This window comes from Candidatus Photobacterium acropomis, assembly GCF_030685555.1.
GTDB classification, from domain to species: domain Bacteria; phylum Pseudomonadota; class Gammaproteobacteria; order Enterobacterales; family Vibrionaceae; genus Photobacterium; species Photobacterium lucens.
Genome location: NZ_CP131608.1, coordinates 1,420,592 through 1,447,213, shown reverse-complemented (window position 1 = coordinate 1,447,213; position 26,622 = coordinate 1,420,592). Strand labels below are relative to the sequence as shown.

Below are 26,622 nucleotides of genomic sequence, written 5' to 3'. Positions count from 1 at the left end.
ACAAGTGCTGGTACTAAAATATTGAATCAAGCTGAGATGACATATTTTAATACTGAATTGGGAGAGGATGTAAAGGTCTTATCTAATTATTCATACGTCACTGTTGCAAGTGTATATAGTTATACTATATCGCCAACAGATAATGGTAATTCAGATCCTGAAGTTACTCGCTATGTACCTATTGGTGGTACTGCAAGTATTCCCGTTACTATAGAAAATACAGGGAATGAGGAAGACTCCTATGTATTAAACGTTAATAATTTAACGGGTGATAGTGGGGATATATATACGGAAGGAACTGAGATAAAAATATATATTGATGAGAATGGCGATGGATTGCATAATTTTGGCGAAAAGGAATTAGAAAAAAATGAAGATGGTTCATATATTACTCCAACACTTGCCCCTGGAGAGTTTCTTCAATTAACGTATGTTGTCACAACGCCAAATTCATCATCAGAAAATGATAACTTCTTATTATCACTTAATGCGCAATCAAGTGGTGATCCTGAATTAATTAAAAAATCAGAAGCCGAAGTTATTGTGGTCGATGGACCTGCTTTAAATCTAACTGTTGGTTCTGATCCTGTTTGTCAATCTCCAGTTAAGACAGGTGAAGATATTGAATATAAGGTTGTATATAACAGTGTGGGGACAGAACGTCCGCAAGCAGCAACTGAACCTTATGTATTCTCAACACAAGATAGTAGCGGTGCTTTAGTTGAAGTTAGCCATCCTGGCGTACTTATTACGGTGAATAAAGCAGCGAATGTCACTATTCAGCCTGATCGTATTGTTAATGGCCAACCTAAGCGCGATTATACGCCAATTATTTTAAGCTCTCCGTTGTCTGAATTTAATGGCGGTATTGTACTGGTAGGTTTGCATACTGGTGAAATTACTAATGGTGATGACCGTTTATTAAACTGGGTAGATTATTCAACTTGGGATGGTACTGGTATTGTTGAAAAAATGGGTTTCTTGGTAACACCTGAAAATATGGAACCAGGTACCACAGGCCATTTCACATATTATTCTAAAGTAAATAATGTGAATAATTCGCCTGAATTTAAGGTTTATAGCCAAGCAAGTGTGAATTTATTAGCGGGCGACCCACTGATTGTTGAAAGTAATATTCAGTGTAATACGTTATCAGGGGTTGGTTTACAGTCTCAAGGTAAGCTGATTGATTTTGAAACAGTGAATACATCAACGGTTGATCTGGCTGGGGATGGGATTAACTATTCTAATAATAATCACTTCCTCCCGACTGATTTCTATTTCCGTGAGGGAACTCCTAACTATGATACAAAATTGGATGCTATTCATGCCCGTATCAATTTACCTATCGCAAATTTAAGTGCTTCAGAAATTGATATTATTGGTCCTAAAGATTCTCGATTCCCTGTAAAACTTCGTTCATCATTTGGTGATGAGTTCTATTGGGTATTTGCTGAAACAGGCCCTGATACAGGTATATTCCGAAGTGTGATGCCAATTAGTGCTGTTGAACCAGCAGATCCTAATGGGCCAAGAACAAGGGATGCTAATTATTGTCATGAAGCGTACCCTGGGGTTTGGAGAACAGGTGAGTTAAGCCAACCTGAATTACAAGCTCAAATTAACGATATTATTAATTTTAGAGCCAATGGTTTAAATGGTAGAACCTTTAATAATTGTGGCATTGAATCAAATCCAAATGACAAACTCACTGTAGAAGTAAGAGATACCCAAAATAACACGGTATTCCTTCAAGATGTCGCAACAGTTAGTCCACAATTCACTGTCTTTGATTCGACCCATTTTAAATATGATAAGAATGGCGATTTAATTCCTGGTATTGAAGGTGCCGTAGTTAAATTCTATCAAACTGTGGATGGAAAAGTACCTGAAGTATTAGTTGACCCAATTGTTACTGCGGTCTCTGATGAAAATGGGCGTATATTCTATCCAAAACTACCAATATCAGATGAAGGCTACTTTATTATTGTTGAGCCGCCAGAAGGATATACTTGGCCAACGCAATATAAAGATCCTCAAGTATTTATTTCTTATAATGTTTCAGCGCCATCATACGGTGCAAATGGATTTACCGGAGAAGAGAATTCAGGTCTATTTTATATCAACTCGTTTAATGGTCTGAATATATTTGATATCCCACTAGACCCAGCTAATTTAGATCGTCGTTTAACGTTAGCGAAAACAGCAGATAAAGATACCGCTGAAATTGGTGAGTTTGTTAAATACACCTTAACGCTGAAAAATAACTTACCTGAAGCCACTATTTACAATACTCGTATTGTTGATGAACTACCTTACGGCTTTAAATACATGAAAGGTAGTGCGCGCCTTAATGATGAGCCATTGGAAGATCCTGTTCAAACGGGCACATACAGCATCGAGTTCAAGCTTGGTGATGTTGATGGTGCAAATGTTGCGCCGCACAATGGTACTTATGTTGTTACCTACTTACTTCAATTAACTGCAGGTGCTGTTGATTCCGATGGTATTAACTCAGCACAAGCCGTCGGTAATACCTTAGCTTCAAGTATTATTAGTACCCTTGATGGTGGTCAGCCATTAGCCTCTAATATTGCAAGGTACCAGTTGGGTATTACACAAACAGGTGTGATGTCTGAGCGCGGTATTATCTTCGGTAAAGTGTATGTTGATGCTCATTGTAATGATGAGATTAAGAGCAGCCCTTGGCCAATTGGTGGGGTGAAAATTTACCTAGAAACCGGTGACTATGTGATTACTGATGAAAATGGTCAGTACTCAATGTTTGGTGTTGAGCCTGGTAATCATGTACTTAAGGTAGATAAACAAACCTTACCTGAAGGGATCGAATTACAACCTATTGATACTCGTAATGCCGGAATGGGAGATTCACGCTTCGTTGACCTACGTCGTGGTGAATTCCATAAAGCAGACTTTGTTGCACCATGTCCGAAAAATAATCCTGAAGCTGTGTTTAATGAGCTAAAAGGCCGTAATAGCGACATTAATGGTGATTGGTTATTCAATACTGCAGAGCAATTTAAGGGATTAAGAACCAGCGGTGTCGAAGCGAAAGGTAGCGCGCTAACTTCCGGGATTATTAGTGGCCCACAATCGGCAAATACATCTGGTAATAATACGGCTAACCTGTCACCGATAATGCAAACGTTCAATGGTTATGCGTTGGAGTTCCGTTCTGGCACTGAACGTTCGATGAAAGAGCTGTATACGTTATTACCATCGGGTATTCAAGATGAAGCGTATGTTTATAGTGCGGGTGGGGATGATGCATCACTTCGATTTGGTTTTGCAGATAAACCAGAGTTATTAACGCCGCTTAAACAGAAACTACAAGACAGTAGTTATGTCACCAAAGTGGTTGATACCACGTATAACAAGATCCCTTATGCGGCACGTATCAATATTGATAACAAGTTAGAGGACAACATCCCATTACCAGAAAAAGACGCAGCGAAGATCACACGTGAAGAAGCGAAAAAAGGAACGTGGTATTGGCCGAAAGGAGATTATAGCTATCACGGACGCTTTATCGTTGTTGTGCCAGCAAGCGTTACCCCATCACTATATGTGAATGGTAGCCGAGTGAGTGACACTCAACTTGGTGAGCAAATCCGTAACGAGAGTGAGAAAGCCCAAATTCTTGGCTGGTACGGTGTGAACTTAGAGTCGGGTGATAACCTTGTTGAAGTGAAAGCGAAAGATGATTTTGGTAACGAGCGTACACTGTTAAGTAAAGTGTTCTCTCATCCTGATTCGGCTGATCGCATTAGCTTAAGTACCAATGATCAAGTTTTACGTGCTGACGGTGGTCGCTCTGTTATTCCTATTGAAATTAAACTGTTCGATAAAAATAACAAGGTAGCACGTGGTACTTACTTTGTTACCTTGAATGCTGATCGCGATAACAATTGGTTAGAGCCTGACATTCACCCAGATGAGACAGGTCATCAAGTACGTGTCGTGAATGGTGAGAAAACAGTCTACTTACGTAGCTCTAATACAACGGGTCCTATTGATGTCACTGTTTCTTTAGATGATGTTGCTGATACCGTTCGTGTTTATCAAGTAGCTGCAGAGCGTCCACTCTTTGTTTCTGGTTTACTTGAATATACCGGCCGTTATGGACGCATCAGTGGTGAAGAGCCATCTCGTCAAGCGGAAGGCTATGAAGATGATAGCTACAGCGATGATGAGCGTGCTGCTATCTTCATGAAAGGTAACGTTAAAGGCGGTATGCATTTAACCTTGAGCTACGATAGTGACAAATCTGATGAAGAGTTCTTACGTGAAATGGCTCCTGATAGTTACTATCCACTACCTGGTGATGCAAGTATCCGAGGCTATGATGCACGTAGTACCAGTAAATGGTTTGCTAAGTTAGAAAAAGATCGTCACTTTGTGATGTGGGGTGATTACACCACATCGGATGGTGCAGATGTGGCTGACTTAGGGGTTACGAGCCAAGTACTCAATGGTTTCAATAGTATGTATAACAATGGTCGCTTTATTGCTCAAGCTTACGCAGCAAGGCCAGAAGACTTACATAAAGTGGTTGAAATCAATGGTAATGGTACTGCCATGTTCTACAACATTGGTGATGAACGCATTATCCGTCATAGCGATACCATTACTTTAGTAACCTATAGCCGTGATAATCCAGGCTTGGTGCTAGGTGAGCTTAATCTGATCCGCTATGTTGATTACACCATCGATTACTTTAACGGCGATATTACCTTTAACCGTGTTATCCCAAGTATTGATGAGAACCTTGATCCAATTAAAGTACGTATTTCTTACGACTTAGAAGGAGATGGTAAAGAGTACACCATCGCGGGTGGTCGAATTTCTTACCTATTTACTCCATCACTTGCATTAGGTCTATCGTATGAGCAAAACACACATGCATTAGAAGGGTACAAGTTAGGAAGTATTTGGGCTAACTACAACATTGATAGCCAAACACAATTAACGGCTTCTGTTGCGACCATGACCCATGAAGGTAATGAAAGTGCCAATACGATTATTTCTAATACCCCTGTTGCCGGTGAGAAACTAGAACGCGGTTCAGCAGTGAAATTACGTTTGAAGCGTGATTGGAGTGACTCAAGCCAAACTGAGTTGGAATATGCTTATGCAGAAGAAGGTTTCACCAATATCACAGGTGGTATTACCCCTGCACGTCAAGAAGTGCGCTTACGCCACCGTCAGAAGTTGGTTGGTTTAACTAACTTAAATGTTGAAGCATCACATTCTGAATCATTAACCACTAACGATCAGCAGCAATCAGCAGGCGCAACCATTGATACCAAGCTGTTTGGTACTGCATGGACGACGCGTTTAGGTTCTCGCTACATCAAAAATGAAACCGATGCTGGCGATAAAGAGCAATTCACTACTGCGATTGTTGGCTTAGGTCGTAGCTTTAACTTCTTCAATCGTGCGGGTCGATTTGATACGGAATATGAACGTAGCTTCAATAGCAATGCTCAGCAACGCTTCAATATCAAAGCGGATTGGAATATTCATAAGCAAGCCAACCTATATACCAATTATGAGTATATCGATTCACTAGGTGGGATCAGCAACTTAGGTAGTGGTACCACGAGCTTATTAACTGCTGGTATCGATGTAGATTGGCAACATGGTGGCAGTACCTTTAGTGAGTTCCGTCAACGTGGCGCATCAGATGGCCGCATTCTGGAAGTTGCTAATGGCTACCGTGGTAAATTTGAAGTTATCCCTGGGTTAAGTATTGATCCTGCTGCGGAATATATTGAAGTGATTAAAGGAGAAGGAACATCAGGTATCGCCGTGTCATTAGGTGTCGCTGATATTCGTAATCCTAATTATAAAACGACCGGACGAATCGAATATCGCCATGGCGATGACGAAAACTACTACGGCCTACTTGGCGCATGGGTAACACGTTTAAGCCAAGATTGGAGTGGTCTGATTCGTGAAGAGTTCCGTTATGTTGATAGCGATAACTCTGCTAACTCATGGAATCAACACTTCAGTGCAGGTATTGCTTACCGTCCACGACTAACAAACGTCTATAACATGCTAGGTGTCTATGAGTGGAAGATTGACCATAACGACGTCACTCGAACTGCTCATATTCTATCCACACACCATAACTATCAGCCATCAGCAGACTGGTTACTATCAGGCCGCTTAGGACTTAAGTGGGAAGACTATAACGAATACGATTATAGCTACGATTCAGTATCCACCATTATTGATGGACGCGTGATCTACTACATTAATCGCCGCTGGGATCTTGATTTACATGCCGGCATCTTAGGTACTGATGGATTAAGTAGTCGCCGTTACTCTTATGGCTTAGGAATCAACTACCTAGTAATGAAAAATTTACGTGCGGGTATTGGCTACAACGGAATCGGGTTTGAAGACAGCGATCTCGACCCTCAAGGTTATAACCTGCAAGGTTTTTATTTCAACATGATGTTCAAACTTGATGAAGGCTTGTTTGGCTGGTTGAGTGAATAGAGGTAACTAACTAATGAAAGTAAGATTATTTTTATTGCTTGTTTGTACCTATATGAGTGGGTGTGTAAGTGATAGAGCAATATATGCAGACTACGGTCCTTTAGCTTGCCAAAAAGCGTGTCCACAGATTGTGATAGATGCTTGGCCAAGTGTTGTAAATTTTGGTTTTGATAAATCAGAGTTAACACCAGCTGAAATAAGCCGTTTAGCGAATGCAGTGAATGTTTTACAACAGAATCCATCTTTTAATGTTGCTGTTGTTGGCTCCACAGATCCTGAGGGTTCAGAAGAATATAATGACGCACTTTCTATGCGTCGCGCTCAGGTTGTTGGGGATTACTTACAGAGTCAGGGGATATCATCATCACGAATGACCCTGATTGGTACAGGCGAAAGAGAGCTATTTATTCATAGTGATAGCCGAAGTGATAACCGAGCAAATCGCCGTACCCAACTTATTTTACTCGATGCGAATCATGAGCCAGTGACAATGTTCTTTGATAAATCGAAGCTGCCACTGGAGCCAAACATTATGAATCCAGTAAATAGCTTATAATCGGCGGAGGAGCGTCATATGAATGTCTTCTACAGGTTTATCATCAAGATTTTGATGCCTGTTTCGTTATTGATTAGTTTTTATGCATCAGCATTAACTGAATCAGGAACAGTGATAAAGAACCAAGCAGGTGCAACGTATCGAGACAGTGCTGGGATCGAACGTAGTACAACGTCAAATTTAGTTGAAACTGTTGTACAACCTGTAGCGGCCATGACGTTGACGTTTGATCAGTCTAAATTGGCTGCCGCTGGTGGTCAGGTAACCTTTACTCATGTGTTAACTAACACAGGTAATGTGACCGATACGTATGACTTTGATATTGTTTTACCTGGCGGTGCAGTGATTGCAGGGGCGTCTATTTACCCTGATAACTCGCCAAACGATGGTGTTGAGGATGCAGGTGTAGCGGCCATTGATCCAAATACAGACATCATAGGGCCATTAGCACCAGGTGAAAGTTATTCCTTTGTTATTGTGACAGATATTTCCGCAGCGGCTGCGTTGAATTCATCGGATTCATTAACCATTACAGCCACCAGTCAACAGGTAGATGTGAATGGTGTACCTGTTGCGACGGGGATGGTGGGTACTGAAACCAATACCGATGATGTTACTGTCACCGATTTACCAATTATTGATATCACTAAGTCGATCAGTGCTGATAATGGCGCGGCGCCAAGTGGTCCTTATACAGTAACCTTCACCTATACCAATATTGGTATTACTGATATGGATCCAGCCAATACCAATGGTGTTATCTTGAAAGATGAGTTACCTGAGGGGATGCGCTTTAACGGTGGTGTGAACTGGAGTGTTTCTGGTACTCAGTTAACAGCCTCGGGCGTCACTGCAGGTGGTAGTGGTACTGATGGTACATCTGATTTAAGTTTCACGACTTGTGTCAATGATGCCATTAACTGTCCGACTCGTGACATTGTTGAATTTACAATGGATGGTCTTGCATCAAATGAATCAGCCACAGTTTCATTTGAAGTGATGATTGATAATGGTGCTGAAGCTGGCATCGTTTATAACACGGGTGTTTATGGATTTGATGCTGATAATAGTGGACAGGTAGATCCTGGCGAAGTCGAATCTACCAATACCAACACAGTACCGTTTAGGATCAATGCAGAATACAGCGTGATTGCTAACAACGGTGGTTGTGATACTGGTACGGATAATAACTGTGATGGTAATGATGATACCAATCACGAAATTGTCAATGTGCCAACTGCGAAGCAAGGTGAGCGTGTTTACTTTACTAACTACATTTGGAATACAAGTAATGCTGAAGACACATTCAATATTACTTATGAGAACTCTACTTTCCCTGCAGGCACCAGTTTCTACATTTATAAAAGTGACGGTGTTACACCGTTAGTTGATACTGACAACGATAGTAATCCTGATACAGGTGTGATCCCAGCATCAGGGCAAACATGTCGTAGCTATCAAGTAACGGATGTTAATGGCAACTGTGGTTATAAAGTTGTGCTTGTTGCGACACTGCCACCAAACGCAACAGGTGGTCCTTATGAAGTGGTGAAACGTGCAACCTCATCCAATGACATCTCTAAGACCAATACAGTTACGGATCAATTAAGTGCCATTGAATTAAGCACTGTTGATTTAACTAATAACTTCCGTGCAGAAACGCCAACTACAGTTGAAGATAGTTGTGATGCAGCTGATGATAATTGTGGTTTTGGTGCTGGCGCTGAAACCGCAGCAGTGACAACCAATACGGTAGAGCCAGGTAAAACCACTCGCTTTACTTTATATGTCACTAATACTTCAGCGGTAGCTGATGGTTATAAACTTGAATACAGCGATAGCGATTTCAGTGCTGGTGATTTACCGGCTGGATGGACTGTTGTATTTAAAGATTCAACTGATAATGTGATCACAGGGATCCCTGTATTAGCACCTGATGCAGCATTTCTTGTTTATGCTGATGTGACGGTGCCTGACACAGCGGCAACGGTCACCCAATCGATTTACTTTAAAGTCACTTCTGAAACAACCGGTGCAACAGATACCAAGCATGATGCTGTCACCGTTGATAATAGCGGCCTATGTGTAGGCTCATCTAATAACTTATCGGGTGTGACACATGTGGGTGGCTCGAAGGTTTACACTCATACATTAACGAATAACAGCAATGATCCTGTAGGACCTGTGACGATTGCGGTAGCGAACAGTATTACTGGCTTCAATGCTGTAATTTACGAAGACACTGATGGTTCTGGTGATTTTAATGGTGCGGATGCGTCGATAACATCAATTGCAAGCATTCCAGCAAATTCAAATGTTTTGTTCTTCGTTAAAGTATTAGTGCCTGCGAATGCACAAGAGGGTGTTATTAACCTTACGACGATAACATTAACTAGTCCTTGTGGAGTATTAGAAATTATTGATTCAACAAGAGTCTCTAATACCAATATGGAGGTTGTGAAAGAGCAAGCGCATGATACCGACTGTAATGGTACTGCCGATTCACCGTTTGTTACTTCACAGTTATCTGTTGAGCCTGGTAAGTGTGTCCTTTATCAGTTAATAGCAACTAACGTCGGTATTAAAGATGCACTCAATGTTAGCATTGAAGATGTATCACCAACGTTTACCTCATTTATTGTGACAGGTGGTGTGCCATCAATTACGTCAGGGTCAGTTAATAATATTTTGAATGGTAGTACAGGTGCAATTATTGGTAGCGCTGGCACTGTTATTCCTGGTGATTCAGTGACATTGACTTTTGGTATAAAAATAGATGAATAAGAATTACTGATTCTCGTTATTTATTAACGGAAACACTTGCTTGGCAATTATTCGCCAAGCAAGTTTTTTTTCTTTTTAAAAGGGAGGTAGATGAAAAATGGAGGAGAAAATAAAAAGAGAAATAAAAGGAAAGGATAATTATTCTTGCGCTAAAAGTTCTATCGCACGTTTATTGCCATGATTTGCAGACTCTTCTAACCAAAATTCCGCTTGTTCATAAGATTCTTCAACTCCATCACCGTTAGCATACATACTAGCTAAGTTATACATGGCTTTATTATTGCCAGATTCAGCAGACTTTTTATACCAATAGAGTGCCTGTTTATAATCTTGCTGAATTTGATAGCCTTGATCGTAGAGTTTTGCTAATTGAAATGTCGCTGGTTCATAGTTTTCTTCTGCTGCGAGAGTGAGTTGCTTCAATGGGATATCATAATTGCTATTGATTAAAAAAGGGTATTTAAAACTGAGTGTCGCCACTTCATATAGCACTTTAGGATCGTTGTCTTTTGCTGCTTCAGTATAGTGGAAGTAACTTTTTTCCAAGTCTCGTTTGGTATTATGGATACCATGACGATAAATTTTCCCTAATGTTTGATGTGAATATTTATGATCTTTACTGGCTGCATCATGAAGAAGTGTCATGGCTTTATCGAGATTTTTATTTAGTTGTAAGTAGGAGATAGCGAGTAAATATGCATTACTCTCATGCATTTCAATTTTGTTGCTTTCCATGATCTTGACGGTATTTTTAAAATCATCATGAATAAAATAAAGATAAGCTAAAGAATAAGAGGAAGGACCATGTGATTTTTCATGATTAATAAAAAGGAGTCGCTCAGCCTCACTGTGGTTGGCTTTTCCCCCTCTACCATCAATAAGCATCAGTGCGAGATAATAACGAGCCAGAGTATGACCATTATCGGCCGCCTTTTTATATAACGCACGGGCTTCTTCTGGGGATAAAGGGAGTAATTCACCTTCTTCATATAAGGCTGCGATATAAAACATTGCATTGGGATCATCAATAGCTAGTTTTTTGATAGCGGAAATATGATGTGTTTTTTCATATTGATAGGTGTCAGGGCTTTCGACTTTTTCTATTCTTTCTTCTAATGTTATTGCTGCAGGAGTCGCTTGTTTAACTTTTTTTTCATCAGCATGCTTTTTTATTACTGTCGATGTTTTCTCTTTTTCAGAATTATCAATAGAACATCCTGAAAATAATATTAAAGCAGGTAACAATAACCTTTTCATAATTGATTTCTCCTATCCCTGTACTATTGTTAATTTTAGAACATAAGTTAAGGGATGTATTATGCGTAACCTATTTATTTTTCTATTAAGTGGTCTATTAACAGCGTGTTCCTCAAGTAATTTAACTTCCTCTTGGGTTGACACAACTTATACTCAATTTCCTATAAAAAGTACGATCGTCGTTGCGATGTCTGACAACTTGCGCGTAAGAAGAATATTTGAAGATGATATGTCTAATCAGCTCCGTGCGAATGGTGTAAACGCAATACCAAGTTCGCAAATTTTTCCTAATGAGCTTCCATCAAAAAGTGATATTGAAGCTTATGTAAAGAAAAATAATACACAAACCGTATTTGTGGCTAAGCTGATTAACATTGAGGATAAAGAGGTTAGATACCCTGGGAATACGGGCTTTGGCTATGGTCGAAGTGTGAGTTTCTATAACTATTACAACACGTCATACAGCTATATTTATGACGATAGCTACTCCGTGTCTTATGAATTCGTAAACGTTGAATTTACCTTGTTTGATACAAAGAGCCATGTGCCAGTATGGTCAACCTCATCAGAGTCGGTTGATCCTACCGATATGAATAATATTATTGATGAGTTAACAGGGATATTAATCTCTAATATGAAAGATAATAACGTGATTAAGTAGTTGTCACATTATTAAGAAAAGCCTCGCAATAGCGAGGCTTTTTTGTTGATTAAATAAGCAAGTTAATGATTAGTGATAAAATATAGCCATTAAATAAACTGCAATATCCTTTATTATTTCTCACATCCATTATTATTTATAATACAAATTGATAAGAATCAATTATCACACATAATAACTCTATTACTATGTCGAAAAATATATTGTGAATGATATAAATCTATCTTCAGTGTTTAATATTTAAACGTATTTAGTCAAAAGTTTAAATATTAAGTACTTATATCATTGCTACTAAAAATGATTATTTACTTCAATAAAGGCAGTTCAATGGCGTTACAGCCTCAACATTTAGAAAAATATCAAGCGGTTATTGGTTTAGCAGGACATGTTGATCACGGTAAAACCGCACTGATTGAAGCATTAACGGGCATAATCACGGCTCGTCCTCATGAACAAGCATTAGGCATGACGCAAGATCTTGGTTTTGCCCATTTTAAAGATGATGCCGGTAATACCATTGGCGTGGTTGATGTGCCGGGCCATGAACGTTACCTAAGAAACATGGTTGCTGGGGTATGGCATCTAAATGTGTTGTTGTTGGTTATTGCCGCTGATGAAGGTTGGATGCCCATGACTACCTCCCACTTGCAAGTTGCTCATGCAATGGGAATTGAAGACATTGTGGTTTGTATTAACAAACGCGATAAAGCCACGCCAGAGCAGTTAGCGGAGATTGAAGAGCAAGCGTTAGATAACGTGCTGGAAATGACAGGGCTATTACCTGAAATCGTAAGCGTGTCAGCGCTTAAGAACGACAATATCCCTGCGCTACGTTCACTACTTATTGAAACCGTGAAAGCCAATATTTGTCGTAAACAAACATTAGTGAGCAATCAGGGTAATACTGAAGTAAAACCCGCTGAGCCATTAATGTATATCGACCGTGCATTTGTTGTGAATGGTATTGGTACCGTATTAACGGGCACCTTGGCGCAAGGGACATTAAACATCGGGGATAAGGTGCGTTGTTATCCTGCTAATATTTTGGGTACCGTTCGCTCACTTCAGGCTTATCATCAGCAGCATCAAAGTGTTTCTGCAACATGTCGTGTGGCAGTGAATGTAAAAGGGATCAGCCGAAAAGATGTGGGTCGTGGGCATGTGCTAACTTCTACACACATGACAGCGTCGATGCGAGAAATGTGTATTGTTCGCTTAAATAAAACTGCTGAGAACTTAAAGCAACGTAAACAACGCCATGTAGAAGTTGCGATGGGGACTTGGCATGGTGCAGCACGTCTGAGTTACATTCCTAATACCAAATTAGCTCGATTAGTGTTTGATAGACCATTACCACTGATTTTTGGTCAACGTTTAGTGATGATCCAAAAAGGAGGTTGCGGTTTGCAACATGGGGCTGAGATCGTTTGGTTTGAGCCTGTGATGGGTTATCAAAAGCGTCGTTTATACCAAGCGCTAGATAATTTACCTGAATATTTAATACCAGAATCTCAGCGTGAGATGTTACTTGCGCTGCAAGGTTATTTTGAAACGACAGATGTTGATTTTACATCTGAGGTCGAGCAAACCTACATCGCACCGTATTGTTTTGATAATCAATGGTTAATTGAGACTTATCAGCAGATTGATGCGTTGTTAGCGGCTGGTATTTCAATGGCGTCAGCAGAGCTTGCTACCCGTTTACGTGTTAATGACGTGGTGATTGACACACTAATGCAACAGCTTAAACAGCAAGAAAAAGTGCATATTAGCTATGGCAAATGGTGTCTAGGTGAGGGGGATAATGAAGATGATCTCCCTGCTGTGGCACAAGAGATTTTGCAGCAGATCCGCAGTTTTGGTAAAGCAGGGCTTGAGCTGAATAAAGTTACCGTGGCTGGTGGTAAAAAGTGGTTGCGTCAGTTAAGCCATCAAAAATACATTACCGCATTAGATGACACGATTTACTTTGATATGGGATTGTATCTTGATTTAGTCAAAGCTGTGATTGCCGATCATCAACCGCAAGATCGTATCTCTATGGGTGATATTAAAGATCGCACCGAGTTGAGTCGTAAATACTCTATTCCATTAGCAAACAGGATGGAAAAAGATGGCTGGGTACGTCGTGATGGCGATGAGCGCATTATTTTAAAAGCGTGGACGGCATAAACCGAATATCGTAACGCTAATCCTATATCATGTCTGAAGCCTATTGTTTTCAAATTAACCGAAACAATAGGCTTTTTGTTTTTCAATATAAGTCAACGGATGCTATTAACGGTATTTATTTGATCCGGTGCAAATTTTTGTAATTAAGATTTCTCTCATTTTAAATTCGATACTAGGATTCTTAGTACGTTATTCCTCCTTGGAATAACGTATTAAGAATGAGTATCCAAGAAATAGGGAGTAAATTCAGCAATGGATCCACTAAAGACATTCACACTTACTGCATTGGCGTTAATGGTATCTGGTCAGGTAGCTGCGACCGATTTTAACAAGGTAAGTGAGATCCCCTTTAAAGATGAAAACTTTAAACAATGTGTGCTTGCACAACAAATCGAAGATCCTGCTGTAATAACAAAGCTATCTTGTAGCCAGTTCGCTATTAATAATATTGATGAATTAGCATACTTCCCTGCGTTAAAAGAGTTACAGATCTCTGGTCCTGAGCTAAAACAGGTAGATTTAAGCCATAATCCAGAACTAGAAAGCGTCTTTATTACTAAATCGAAGATCGAGAAGATTGATGTAAGTAAAAATCCTCAATTAAAAGAATTAGGGGTTAGCTTTAATCAATTAACTGACATTGATTTAAGCCATAATCCTAAGCTTACAGATTTAGCGGTTGTAGCAAATAAACTCACTACGTTAGATTTATCCAAAAATCCGCAATTAAAATATCTATTGGCGGAGCGCAACCAATTTACAACGCTTGATTTTAGTCAGAACCCTAACTTAGTGCAGGCAGGATTAAGTGAAAACCAACTTACGACTGTTAATGTGAGTAAAAACAGCAAACTCAAAAGCTTATCACTAATGTATAACCAAATGGTTGAGTTAGATGTTACTCATAATACAGCGTTAGAAAAATTAAGGTTAACTGATAATAAACTCACGTCTATTGATGTGAGTAAAAACCCGAAATTACGCGCATTGTGGGCAACAGATAATACACTGACAAAATTAGATATCAGTGCTAACCCATATCTTGATGATTATGAAGCAGATGACGGTGTTGAAGTGATTAAATAGAGCTATTAACATAGCGCACAACATTATTACATTTATCAAAGAAGCGTTATTTATGTCTTTACCACCATGCCCAAATTGTCAGTCTGAATATGTTTACCAAGATCAAGCGAACCTTGTGTGTCCTGAATGTGCTCATGAATGGAATCCAGCTGAAGTTGCAGCAGAAGAAACCATTGTAATGAAGGATGTGAATGGCACCTTATTGCAAGAAGGCGATAAAGTAACCTTTATAAAAGATCTTAAAGTGAAAGGCAGTTCATTAGTACTAAAAATTGGTACCAAAGCTGTTATTAAACGTATTGTTGAAGGTAAAGATCACCAATTAGATTGTAAAGTGGATGGTGCGGGTGACATGATGATCACTGCGCAATTTGTAAAGAAAGCTTAATATCTAATAATATTTTTATTACTCATAGTTATTGTAAAACGTTATTTTTAGAACTCATTTCACTAATAAAAAGCAGAGACTTATATCTCTGCTTTTTTGTTTTTAAATCGTAATATAATTTGAAATATTATTATTTTCTGTATTAAATAGTCTAAGTCGTTGCCATTTATAAGGATTTCAAATGAGTCAATTAAAGCTAGGAAGGCAGGTTATTTCTGATTTAAATTCCGTTGAATATAAATGGATTTAAACCCTTAATTACGATGGTCTAACAAAAACTGAAATAAATCAGTTGATTAAGCGTTGCTTGGGCGGTGATGATGAAAGCGCAGATATACTACGTCGAATAGCAATGAAAGAGTGTTCACCACTGTACTTATTAGATTATCTTGATAAATTATCAGTGAGTGTAGTGGATTGATAATTATTTTTACTCGCTATTTATATCTAATAGCGAGCGGAATAGATCATGAAATGCTTTTAGCTACGATAGAATGATAAAGTACTAGCAGAATATAAAATCATTAGTCGCTGATATTATGCCTTAGCATTTTCTTTATGTAGGGCTATATAACGTGTAACACCAATGTTTGCCGCTTCAATTGCACCAGCAAGAAAACCGGGAAATTCCGGTGCCCATTCGCTAGCAATGCCTGTTATATTCCGAGCCCACGCCCCCTGAAAAGGAGCATTAGCAGGAGGCAAACTATGGGTCATCTCTTGCGCATCAAATGAGGTGGCGGTGAATGTTTCTTGCGCCCAATCTTGAATGATATGTGCTATTGGGGTAGCAGCTTGTTCACCAAATAATCGAATGAGTTGTTGCTGGCAATAAGCTTTTAATTGGGCTTCTCCAATCATTTTTCGCTGTGCGACAGGAATGCCAATAAAGCCAAACAGTGCCGCATTGTTATCCTGATTGGCTGAATGATTAGCCTCTGATGCATCATGAATTTCAACCATAGGACCAACCATACTACGTGCACTGCCTGATAGCCCTTGCTCTCGCCAAAATGGACGCTCATAAACCGCAATGTATTTAGCATGAGGTGCCATCCATGTCGCGGTGTTTTGCCACTGCGTGATCAATTCTTTAGGTAGTGATGGTGAGAACACGATATTGTGGCTGACTAAACGTGGTGGAATAGCCAACAATACGTGATCAACATTAACACTATGCTCTGTATCGGCATGGCTTTCTTGGCAGTGAACCGTGATTAAATCACGCTTGTGCTCTATTTGTGTTACTCGTGTTGATAGGTAAATATCAGGGTTCCTTAGTTTAGCTGCCAGCGCCTTAATAATACTATCCATACCGCCAGTTAATCGCATAGAGGTAGGGGAGGTCACAAAACCTGCTAATTCACGAGGGGCTTGCTCCAACGATTGTTCGACTAACATATTGCCATCATCGTTTTGAGCAAAAACGGTTAAGCCTAAATCAGCAATCACTTGTGCAAATTGTGGCTGAATATCGGGCCAAAACCATGTCGGGCCAAGATCGAACGAGTATGGCTCATCATTGGGCTGAAATCCCATGATCCTACCGCCTAGAATGTCGCGAGCTTCGAGTAAGATATAATCTTGGATCCCTTGTTGCTCTAGTAAATAGGCAGCATAAAGACCACTTAGCCCACCACCTAAAATGGCTACTTTTTTATGTGTCATGATCATGCCTCACTTTCAATATTCACAAATTCACCTTGTTTAATGTACACCGTGGCACCTTGCTCACCGGCATACACTTGAGGTGTTGAATGTTGTGGTAATCGTAACCAGCTACCTTGGTGATATGTGATCCCATCACGTTTAACACTACCTTCTACAACCAATATTTCCGTTGCTGCCACTGTTAAATCACACACTTGGTTATAGGTGGGGACTTTTTCTAAACTGGCTGTTTCATAACGATCATGAAACAAGACACAAACGGCTCTGCCATTGATACATTGCCAGTTCTTAAGATCCTTGGTGTTGATACGTTGTGTCTTGGTATCTTCTTCACGCATTTGCCATAGCTTGACAAAAATCGTCGTGCCTTGAGTGCTAAATGGCGTGTGCGTTGAAGATGGCGGATTGCGTAAATACCAGCCTTCAGAATAATCACCAGTGCTATCGGAAAATGTCCCTGATAGCACTAAGATCTCTTCGCCACCAGGGTGAATATGATGAGGAAATGATGATTGTGGTGCATAACGAACCACGGTTGTCGCACGGGCTTTCTCACCACCAATGCGATCTAACATCATGCGTTCTACGCCCGGTTGGGTCGATGCCACCCAATGGTAACGATCGGCACTAATGGTGACAGGGCGAGTAAAATCAGCGTTAACATGCATGGTAGTCTCCTCGTAAACGTAGTAGTGAAGGGTAATGGTCGTCATACCATCACCCTTAGTGATACAAAACACGTTATTAATAACGTTTTGATTTAACGTAATTTATTGGTTTAGTTACGGCCTGCCATTACACCACCATCGACATCCCAAACAGCACCTGTGACCCAATCCGCTTTATCAGACAGTAAGAACGTCACGGCATTGGCAACATCAGCAGGCGTACCAACACGACCAATAGGGTGGAAGTCGTTAAATCCTTGCAGGGCAGTGTGTACCTCATCTTTAGGAATAAAACCTTCATAAATTGGGGTTTGTACTACTGCCGGTGATACTGCATTGACACGAATATTGTTTGCAGCAAGCTCCATCGCTAAGTGTTGCGTCAGTGCATGAAGTCCTGCTTTTGCCATTGAATAGGCTGATGATGGTGTGGCAGCAATGGCTTGTTTGCCCCACATAGAGCCAATGTTCACAATGGCGCCTTTACGATGATTGGCTATCATATTGGCTGCGACTTTTTGAGTGATGAAGAAAAACGCACGATTAAGCTGCATGTATTTATCGTAGTCATCACCCGTGTGTTCAATAAATGGTTTAGGGAAAAATACACCGGCAGCATTCACTAATAGATCGATATCTTGGTGCTTCTCATCAATAGTGGCTAACAGTGAGTTAACCCCAGCCTCACTTGTCAGATCTGCGGTTAAGGCTTCAACAGAACCAAATTGCGCAAGATCGTGTTGTGCTTGCTCGGCTTTTTCTACTCGATGACCAACGACAACGGCACGACCGCCTTGTTCTAATACCTGACGGGCAGTTTCAAAACCCATACCGCTCGTACCACCGATCACTAGTAGTTTTTTACCTGCAAATAGTTCACTCATGGCTTTACTCTCTCTTTTTCTCGTTGTCTTTATTATTCACTCTCAACAAAAGAAAAACTTTCATGTTAGTCTTAAGTTATCCGAGTCATTTTTATGATTGAGTAGCATTGTTTAGCTGCTCATTGGCTTTGATGACATTTTTGTTGTTTTTGATGATTCCGACAAATGAGATAATCTGTCACTACGCTAAAGAAAAACTTTATCGCTATGAAATTACCTATACATTTAAATGCGTTGAAAGCCTTTGAAGCCAGCGCACGCCATCAAAGTTTTTCTGCGGCAGCGGAAGAGCTAAACGTCACCCCTGCTGCGGTAGGGCAATTAGTGAGAACCTTGGAAGAGTGGTTAGATACGCCATTATTTCACCGAGCAAATAGCGGAAAAATTAGGTTAGTGCCAACGGAAACGGCAGAGCGTGCATTACCGGATATTCGAGCAGGGTTTGATAAATTAGCATTGGGGTTAGATCTGCTTCAGCAAAGCCCGACATGCGGCATATTAACGGTCACCGTCAGTCCTGCGTTTGCTGCTAAATGGTTATTGCCACGGCTTGATCGCTTTCAAGCACTGTGTCCTGAAACGGATGTGCGGCTAGATACTAATTTAAAACCGATCGATTTCGTTATTCAGCGTGTCGATATTGGTGTGCGTTATGGTACGGGGAATTGGCAGGGGCTGGTGGCAGAAAAGCTCATGGAAGAAGAAGTATTTCCTGTCTGTTCACCACGATTATTAGAGCAAGCTGAAAGACTAACAAAGCCTGAGCAATTGCTACAAGAAACCTTAATTCATGATTTATCAATGGATGAACATACCGGATTTCCAACATGGTCGGCATGGTTAGAAAAAGCTGGCGTAGAGAAACATCAATCAGTCCATAATATTCAGATCAATAACTCAGCAGCAGTATTACAAACAGCGATTGATGGTAGTGGTGTGGCATTAGCACGAAGTGTCATGGTGAAAGATGATTTAGCAGCAGGGCGGTTAGTACGGCTATTTCCTGAGATCCAATTTGATTCTCCACTGGCTTATTATGTGGTGTATAAGTCGGAAGCTGTGGCGCTTGCCAAAACTCAAGTGTTTCGTGATTGGTTATTTGCTGAAGCGAAAGTTGAATAAATGTGCTGGTTTTGAATCGAAAATACGATTGAACACGTAAGGAAAAATAGTGAGTTCAACGAGAATTCAATGTGCACAAGAAATGCAATCTACCATCGAAAGTCTGTGTGGTTTGCCAACGTCCGTTTACTTGGCGTAAAAAATGGCAACAGTGTTGGGATGATGTGAAGTATTGCTCTGAGCGTTGTCGACGTTCAAAGCAACACATCTTAAAAAGCAGCAAGGCTGATTGAAAACTCGATAGTTATGATCAGCCTTGCTGTTTAAGCGTTTGTATTAACGTTAAAAATCTTCTGCGACTTCAAATACCACACGTTCGTTGGTGGTTGGGTGATTAAACGCTAGGTATTGGGCATGCAAACATAAACGCTCACCTTTTTGACCGTATAAGTCATCACCGACAATGGGCATATTCATCCCTTTAGCATGGGCTGAATGAACGCGAAGTTGGTGAGTTCGACCTGTTTTCGGGAAGTAATATACTTTTGTTTTGCCATCTTTACGTTCAAGCACTTGCCATGTGGTTTGTGCGGGCTTGCCGTATTGGTAACACACGATTTGACGAGGGCGATCGTCTAAATCCACTCGCATAGGAAAATCAATCACGCCTTCATTCGCTTCACTTGTCCCTTCCAATAGGGCAACGTAGCGTTTTTCTACCGTACGTTCGATAAACTGTTTTTGCAGTGCTTTGTGGGCATCTTTGGTTAATGCAATCACGATCAAGCCTGATGTCGACATATCTAAACGATGAACAATCAACGGACTATCGCTATCAGGGAACATGGCTTGCATTCGGCTATAGACTGAATCGATGATGGTTTTACCTGGTACCGATAGGAACTCTGCCGGTTTATTGATGATCACCATGTCATCGTCTTGATAGACAATGCTTAACTCTTTACCTTCTGCTGGGTTTTGCTCTAATGGGTTATCGTCGATGGCAATGCCTGACAACATGTGCGCTAAAATCGGCTCACATTTGTTTTTTGATGCTTCATAAAAGTATTTATGTTTCAGCATTTGTGGCGCAGGTGATTGTCCCCACCAGAAATGCGCCATGGCTAATGGAGTTAAGCCATTAGCAAATGCATATTGAAGCAGTTTGATGATAGCGCAATCGCCCGCACCTTGGGGCAATTCATCAAATAGCTGATTAAGATCTTTGTATTCCCCAAACTGGTTCACAAAGCGGTATTGGCTATGAATACTTTGTTCTAACTGTGCTGCTAATTTAGCTTGCTTGGCTTTCAGTTCAGCAAGCACAGTGGTATCTGTTTCAAGCTGCTCGCTCAGTGATAGCAGCGTTTGTTGCCACTGTTGGCGCAATGCTTTTTGCTGATGTTTGTCGTAAGCGCTTTCACGGGCTAAGCGATGAAACTCCTCGGTTTTAAAGCTTTCATCATCACTTTGCTCGGCTGCTTTACGTTGTAATTTTCGCTGTTTGCGCTGTTCAATCATCTGTAAACGAAAGGCTTCAGATTCTTGCTCTGCTTGTGTTTTGGCTTGGCTATATTGTTGCTGTAATTTAGCAAAACGAGGTGAAGATTCTACACTCGTTATTTCAGACGCTATTGCTGCAAGCTCAGTTTGTCTTGCATGGATCTCTGGATCGGTTTGCTGCGTATTAAATACAGGCGGTACAAAATGGGGCAGTTGAGTTTGCCCTGCAATAGCACCTGAAAATGCTGATAGATAACCGATTTCGCCTTGTGCGTTTTGTACCACTAATACACCGAACATAGTGCCAATAGCATCAGTGTGATTGCCTTGTGTTAAACCATCTATCCCAAAATCGTGTTGCCATTCGGTTTGTGTTTCTAGATGTTGTTGCAACTCTTGTGCAGCTAATACACTGAGTGGATGTGGTTTATAACAAAAAGGATAAGTAAAACGTTCAGGTAAGGCGATAGCCTCAATCGATGAGCGAAATGGAGTAAAGATTGAATCGTGCATGGTGTTATCTATCGCAAAATGGGATGCGGATTTTATCACTCTATGCTGGAGAGTACGAGTGATAGGGTTTAGCTAAAGGCGTTAACTGGCATGTTCAAGCAGTAACAATACGTACGATATTTTTATCTGCGCTATCGCTATCACATAGGTGATATTCAATTTCAAAAAGAAAAAGAAGAAAAACAAACAAAAAAGAAATAGGATTGTTCAACTTGCCTGATTTTTCAGCGTACAAATAATAAAAATTAAGGGCTTTAGCAATGAAACGAAATAATGTGACTGTTTCTTATATAAATGAAAGTGGTCAAGAGATAAGAGTTAGCATAGCTGAATTGAATATACACCTTGAAAACGAACAAACGTTGACTATTTCAAGCTCTCTTAGACAAAGTGAAAAAGGAAGCACAATATCAGATCATAGTGTGAACGATGAAGATCGTAGAGAATATTCTGTTCTTCAAGTAACGCCTTGCGCATGTAACGTGATAGAGGTAAGTACTTCAAAAGAAAGTTGTAAATCTTAAATCAACGTTGATCTGTACCCGTAAAGTTAGATAGTTAAGAACAAAACACATCTAAGAAATTTGGTAGGGTATATATCGAATTGAGATGTAAGAAAACGAAGGAGTTAACGATGGCACAACAAAAAGCGATTTTAGCGGGCGGTTGTTTTTGGGGCATGCAGGATCTCATTCGTCGTCAAATAGGGGTTCTGACTACGCGTGTTGGCTATACTGGAGGTGATGTAGTAAATGCTACGTACCCTAATCATGGTACTCACGCAGAAGCCATTGAAATCATATTTGATGATAGCCAAACCAGTTTTGATAATATTTTGGCCTACTTTTTTCAAATTCACGATCCAACAACGACTAATCGTCAAGGCAATGATATTGGTACCTCTTACCGTTCGGCAATTTTCTATACTTCTAATGCGCAAAAAATAGCTGCAGAAAAGATGATTGAGCGTATTAATGCGTCTGGTATTTGGCCGGGAGTTGTTGTAACTGAAGTAGAGTCTGCCAGTGATTTTTGGCAAGCAGAGCCTGAACATCAAGATTATTTACTTCACCGACCTAATGGTTATACCTGTCATTTCCCTCGTCCTGACTGGGTATTACCTAAAGAATAAGCCCCTCATATAAAGTAAAAGCATAGATAAAGACTCGTTATTGAGTCTTTTATTTAATTATTCCTCTCAAAATAGCGAAAGATCTTATACTGAATGGGCAATGATCTTTTATTCCTGCTTTATTTGTGTATTCAGTTTCCAGTCACTGTGTAACGCATAAGATAGGATTTTCAAGAATAGAGAATGGCTATTAGGAGTCATAGTTATGAAACCATTACTGTTAGTTGCTTTAACTGTTTTAGCTTTTCAAGCGCAGGCACAAGATAAATACGTATGTAAGCGTGGCGACTCTGAACGCGTAATTGAAGTGGTATACACGAACCCTGGTAGCCAAGTTCCTTGTGAAGTTCATTACATCAAATCAACAGGCACAGAAGTGTTATGGGATGCGAAAAATGAAAAAGGCTATTGTGAAGCGAAAGCTAAAGCATTTGCTGAAAAGCTAACAAAACTGGGTATGACCTGTTCAGGCTTAGAGGCAGCATCAACCCAACCTACGGCTGCACAAGTACAGCAAGATGCGGCAGCGCCTTTGGTTGAGACACAAACGTATTCAAATTCAGCACCTGAGACTCAAGTGACACCAGAATCTCATTCACAGGAATCTTCAACGGCAGAGTCTATTCCGCATTCAGATCCTGCGCCAGCACCAAATGTAGAGACAACTTCGGCAACAGAAACCTCTGCAGCAACAACAACTGCTGTTGAAGCTTCTGCATCAATGCCAACCGCGGAAGAGAGCGCAACGCAGCCCGTTACCAATGCTGCTGAAAAAAAGCAAGGTCAGCCTGAATAATTCAGCCTGAATCGTTCTGATGTTTTAATGAGCGAGTATGAATATCTCGCTCTTTTTATTTCAAATTGATGGCTGATCAATGTTACCTTCACACAGTTAACTAACATAAGTGATAAGCAATACCGTTTGAGATGTTATGAACTTTGAAGAAAAGCCTTATTTACGAGAAATTGAATTAAAGCGCGACAAAATTGATAGCTACGATCAATTTCCTTTTTCCATTCCTGCCATTAAAGAGCTGGATTTTATTGAGTTTCACCCTGATGTAACATTTTTTGTTGGGGAAAACGGGGCTGGGAAATCAACTTTAATTGAAGCTATCGCTGTTGCAATGGGGTTGAATGCAGAAGGCGGTAATAAAAATACAGGCTTTGCTACCGAGCAAACACACTCCGAGTTAGATCGCTATATCAAAACAGTAAAAAGCTTTAAACGCCCTAAAGATTATTATTTTTTACGGGCAGAGAGCTTTTATAATGTAGCCACGTATTTAGATCAGCTAATTCCGCCGCCACTACAAGGCTACGGTGGTCAGTCGTTACATCATCAATCTCATGGTGAATCTTTTATGGCGATGATTTCCAATAAACTGCGTGGTAATGGTTTATACATTATGGATGAACCAGAAGCTGCGCTGTCGCCTGCAAGGCAAATGGTGGCACTGTCTGAAATTCACCGTTTGGTTGAAGACGGTTCACAGTTCATTATTGCTACTCACTCACCGATTCTACTTGCCTACCCAAGAGCGAAGATCTATCAGTTCAGTGATAGTGGTATTTACGAAACCGCTTATGAAGATACTGAGCATTATGAAATCACTCGTAACTTCCTTAATCGTCATCAGCAAATGATGAAAATACTAATGGAAGAAGAGTAAGTACTGAAATATTTATTCGCACCGAAATATATCGGTGCTTTTTATTTTTATTAATTATCCACTTTATTGTTTTTATAAATATTCATTCTCTATTTATTTGTATTGGTAAATATTAGGGCTATAAATAATATAGTACTTATACTTTGTCTTACTTAACTGAATAATAATTATAAAGTTACTTGGAGGCTGTATGCTAATAGGCAGGAGATACTTTACTGTTGTCATAGCAATGTTTTATAGCTTATTTAGTTCTATATCTAAAGCTAATGATGATTTACCACAAGGGCTAGCTGTTAATATACTTAGTCAACTTCAAAATAGTGAACAAGTTAATTATGTTAATGCAGGAAATTGGCTAATTGATACAAACCAGAATATAAATAAAAATTTTACATCTAGTTTGATACAGATAAAAACAAAAGTATTGAAATACAATAACTCTACCTTGGTTGATTTTAGTCGCATTACTGACGAATCAGAAAAAGAATTAGCAAAAGAGTTATTTAGAAAACAAATTGGTATTTCTTTCCCAGATGATTTGTTAATTATTACTAAACATAATGGTGAATTGATGTTCTCTCCAATAGTGGGAGATGAGGATCCTTCTATTGCGTTATTAGAATCTAATATTAATAACGTAAACGATATTGATTTAACTGAACGAATAGGAGAGGTACTAAGTACAGAAGAGCATAAGTCCTTACCTCATTTATCATTTTATTTGAAAATAAATAGGAAAATTACTCCTCAAGAATGTACTTTTAGTTCCTCAACAATGTGGCATGAGCATGGCAAAAGACGGTTTTGTAAAGATGCCAATATCTCACTAATTTACAGAGTGAATTTGCAACGTTCGTTTGCGTATGGAACTGATGGGACAGAAACGCCAGACGCAAAAATTGTTCGTATAAGTTTAGATGATCATAGCTCTGGTGCGGGTATTCATCTAAATGATTCATTGGAAGCTAAAGTTTATTTTGCGCCATACCGTCTGTTAATAGGGTATTTTCGCGAGTGGGCGACCAGTGCGATTGCACAGGATTATTCTTTTTTATTTAATTCATCAAATAATAAAGCGGTAATATTAAGGACGGTGCCACGCAGTAATCTAAATGCTAATTATGAGAATAAAGAAATATCTGGGTTTACAGTGGGGGTAACAGTGGGTACTGAGGCGAGTGCTGCGGGACCTAAAGCTACGTCAAGTGTAACTGCCAGCTATACACAATCAAGATGGTTAACTTTTCAAACAAAAGATTACCGTGTTGAGAGAAGTACTACAGGTAGTCAAAATGTGAGTTTCAAATGGAATCGTCATCATTACGCTACTGCAGAGTCATTACTAAACCGCTCTACCGATGCGTTATGGGGGATGACCTACCCAGCGGATAAAAATCGTATTAATCCTATTGGTTATAAAAGCTTCATTCCTAAAATGGATGTTATTTTTACCGCTGAACCTGATGTTGTAGGTACTACCGACTTTACTATTGATTCCTCAGTTAATATACGCCCTATCTATCATGGTGCTTATAAATATTACTATGTGGTTGGAGGACATCAGACTTATTATGGTTTAGAAAATACACCTCGTAGGAGAGTTAACAAAAAGTTTAATTTCACTGTTGATTGGACACATCCTGTATTTCTTGGCGGTCGATTAGTGGATTTACAGTTAGGAGGATTTAATGATCGCTGTATTGAATCATCTTCAACGGGACGTATATCAACTAGCGAGAAATGTATTGAAGATAAGGTTTCACAGTCCTTTATTTATGATAAACATAGCCGTTATGTAAGTGCGTTGAATACTAATCTATGCTTAGATGGTCAATCATTGAGTCAACTCAAAGCCTGTGATTTGAGTTTAAGTCAGCGTTGGAAGTGGGTGAAAGGTACTGATAAGTTAAGTAATCTTTATGATGGTCGTTTTCTTGGTCACAATAAATCGACAGGTCAATTAGGCTTATATACAGGAGCTAATAATCAGGTCAGTCTACGTACAATGACCGATTATACTAACTTTCTTAAGAGATCTTCCCAGTAACTATTTTGCTTTTATTAATACGTTATAGTTTTAA

Annotated in this window: 19 protein-coding genes; 14 read left to right on the top strand and 5 right to left on the bottom strand. The window is 39.8% G+C overall.

What is annotated here, in order from left to right; all coding sequences use genetic code 11:
• The first annotated feature begins 36 nt into the window (after window positions 1-36).
• Genes Q7657_RS06515 through Q7657_RS06505 form a run of 3 tightly spaced genes read left to right on the top strand, consistent with a single transcriptional unit; the run spans window position 37 to window position 9,871 of the window.
• On the top strand, window positions 37-6,531 hold the full coding sequence (locus tag Q7657_RS06515) for a hypothetical protein (RefSeq protein ID WP_258178268.1): 6,495 nt from the start codon (window positions 37-39) through the stop codon (window positions 6,529-6,531).
• Window positions 6,532-6,544: 13 nt separating this feature from the next.
• Complete coding sequence (locus tag Q7657_RS06510; protein WP_107166340.1) at window positions 6,545-7,087, top strand: OmpA family protein; 543 nt, start codon at window positions 6,545-6,547, stop codon at window positions 7,085-7,087.
• 18 nt (window positions 7,088-7,105) lie between these two features.
• On the top strand, window positions 7,106-9,871 hold the full coding sequence (locus tag Q7657_RS06505) for a hypothetical protein (RefSeq protein ID WP_107166339.1): 2,766 nt from the start codon (window positions 7,106-7,108) through the stop codon (window positions 9,869-9,871).
• Window positions 9,872-10,009: 138 nt separating this feature from the next.
• Here the strand turns inward: Q7657_RS06505 and Q7657_RS06500 are convergent, their stop codons facing one another.
• Window positions 10,010-11,128 carry a tetratricopeptide repeat protein gene (locus Q7657_RS06500; RefSeq protein ID WP_498826981.1) on the bottom strand — a complete coding sequence of 373 codons (1,119 nt, stop codon included), beginning with the start codon at window positions 11,126-11,128 and terminating at the stop codon, window positions 10,010-10,012.
• A 61-nt stretch (window positions 11,129-11,189) separates the two neighbouring features.
• Between Q7657_RS06500 and Q7657_RS06495 the strand changes: the two genes are divergently transcribed.
• The 4 genes from Q7657_RS06495 to Q7657_RS06480 all read left to right on the top strand — a co-directional run bounded on the left by Q7657_RS06495 (window position 11,190) and on the right by Q7657_RS06480 (window position 15,435).
• Window positions 11,190-11,789, top strand: coding sequence for a hypothetical protein (locus Q7657_RS06495; RefSeq protein ID WP_053989409.1), 600 nt, complete (start codon window positions 11,190-11,192; stop codon window positions 11,787-11,789).
• Window positions 11,790-12,116: 327 nt separating this feature from the next.
• Window positions 12,117-13,961 (top strand): selenocysteine-specific translation elongation factor, encoded by a 1,845-nt coding sequence (gene selB, locus Q7657_RS06490; RefSeq protein ID WP_107166337.1) that lies wholly within the window; start codon window positions 12,117-12,119, stop codon window positions 13,959-13,961.
• A 252-nt stretch (window positions 13,962-14,213) separates the two neighbouring features.
• Window positions 14,214-15,047 carry a leucine-rich repeat domain-containing protein gene (locus Q7657_RS06485; protein ID WP_107166336.1) on the top strand — a complete coding sequence of 278 codons (834 nt, stop codon included), beginning with the start codon at window positions 14,214-14,216 and terminating at the stop codon, window positions 15,045-15,047.
• A 52-nt stretch (window positions 15,048-15,099) separates the two neighbouring features.
• On the top strand, window positions 15,100-15,435 hold the full coding sequence (locus Q7657_RS06480; protein WP_008989696.1) for a zinc ribbon domain-containing protein YjdM: 336 nt from the start codon (window positions 15,100-15,102) through the stop codon (window positions 15,433-15,435).
• Between the two features lie 537 nt (window positions 15,436-15,972).
• Here Q7657_RS06480 and Q7657_RS06475 read toward each other — a convergent pair.
• The 3 genes from Q7657_RS06475 to Q7657_RS06465 all read right to left on the bottom strand — a co-directional run bounded on the left by Q7657_RS06475 (window position 15,973) and on the right by Q7657_RS06465 (window position 18,658).
• Window positions 15,973-17,103, bottom strand: coding sequence for a flavin monoamine oxidase family protein (locus Q7657_RS06475; protein ID WP_107166353.1), 1,131 nt, complete (start codon window positions 17,101-17,103; stop codon window positions 15,973-15,975).
• A gap of 2 nt (window positions 17,104-17,105) precedes the next feature.
• Window positions 17,106-17,819, bottom strand: a complete 714-nt coding sequence (locus Q7657_RS06470; RefSeq protein WP_258178267.1) for a cupin domain-containing protein — start codon at window positions 17,817-17,819, stop codon at window positions 17,106-17,108.
• 65 nt (window positions 17,820-17,884) lie between these two features.
• Window positions 17,885-18,658, bottom strand: coding sequence for an SDR family NAD(P)-dependent oxidoreductase (locus Q7657_RS06465; RefSeq protein WP_107166334.1), 774 nt, complete (start codon window positions 18,656-18,658; stop codon window positions 17,885-17,887).
• 207 nt (window positions 18,659-18,865) lie between these two features.
• Between Q7657_RS06465 and gcvA the strand changes: the two genes are divergently transcribed.
• Both gcvA and Q7657_RS06455 read left to right on the top strand, forming a co-directional pair.
• Window positions 18,866-19,780 (top strand): transcriptional regulator GcvA, encoded by a 915-nt coding sequence (gene gcvA, locus Q7657_RS06460; protein WP_107166333.1) that lies wholly within the window; start codon window positions 18,866-18,868, stop codon window positions 19,778-19,780.
• A 71-nt stretch (window positions 19,781-19,851) separates the two neighbouring features.
• Complete coding sequence (locus Q7657_RS06455; RefSeq protein ID WP_081001725.1) at window positions 19,852-20,013, top strand: DUF2256 domain-containing protein; 162 nt, start codon at window positions 19,852-19,854, stop codon at window positions 20,011-20,013.
• 49 nt (window positions 20,014-20,062) lie between these two features.
• Here the strand turns inward: Q7657_RS06455 and Q7657_RS06450 are convergent, their stop codons facing one another.
• Window positions 20,063-21,736, bottom strand: coding sequence for an RluA family pseudouridine synthase (locus Q7657_RS06450; protein ID WP_107166332.1), 1,674 nt, complete (start codon window positions 21,734-21,736; stop codon window positions 20,063-20,065).
• A gap of 260 nt (window positions 21,737-21,996) precedes the next feature.
• Between Q7657_RS06450 and Q7657_RS06445 the strand changes: the two genes are divergently transcribed.
• The 5 genes from Q7657_RS06445 (at window position 21,997) to Q7657_RS06425 (ending at window position 26,588) form a co-directional block, all read left to right on the top strand.
• On the top strand, window positions 21,997-22,260 hold the full coding sequence (locus Q7657_RS06445) for a hypothetical protein (RefSeq protein ID WP_146146409.1): 264 nt from the start codon (window positions 21,997-21,999) through the stop codon (window positions 22,258-22,260).
• A gap of 110 nt (window positions 22,261-22,370) precedes the next feature.
• On the top strand, window positions 22,371-22,868 hold the full coding sequence (gene msrA / locus Q7657_RS06440) for a peptide-methionine (S)-S-oxide reductase MsrA (RefSeq protein ID WP_107166331.1): 498 nt from the start codon (window positions 22,371-22,373) through the stop codon (window positions 22,866-22,868).
• 205 nt (window positions 22,869-23,073) lie between these two features.
• Window positions 23,074-23,664: a hypothetical protein gene (locus Q7657_RS06435; protein WP_107166330.1), complete on the top strand. Its 591-nt coding sequence runs from the start codon at window positions 23,074-23,076 to the stop codon at window positions 23,662-23,664.
• Window positions 23,665-23,800: 136 nt separating this feature from the next.
• On the top strand, window positions 23,801-24,541 hold the full coding sequence (locus Q7657_RS06430) for an AAA family ATPase (RefSeq protein WP_107166329.1): 741 nt from the start codon (window positions 23,801-23,803) through the stop codon (window positions 24,539-24,541).
• Between the two features lie 190 nt (window positions 24,542-24,731).
• Entirely contained in the window at window positions 24,732-26,588 is a 1,857-nt protein-coding gene (locus Q7657_RS06425) for a leukocidin family pore-forming toxin (protein ID WP_107166328.1), read from the top strand.
• Window positions 26,589-26,622 lie beyond the last annotated feature (34 nt).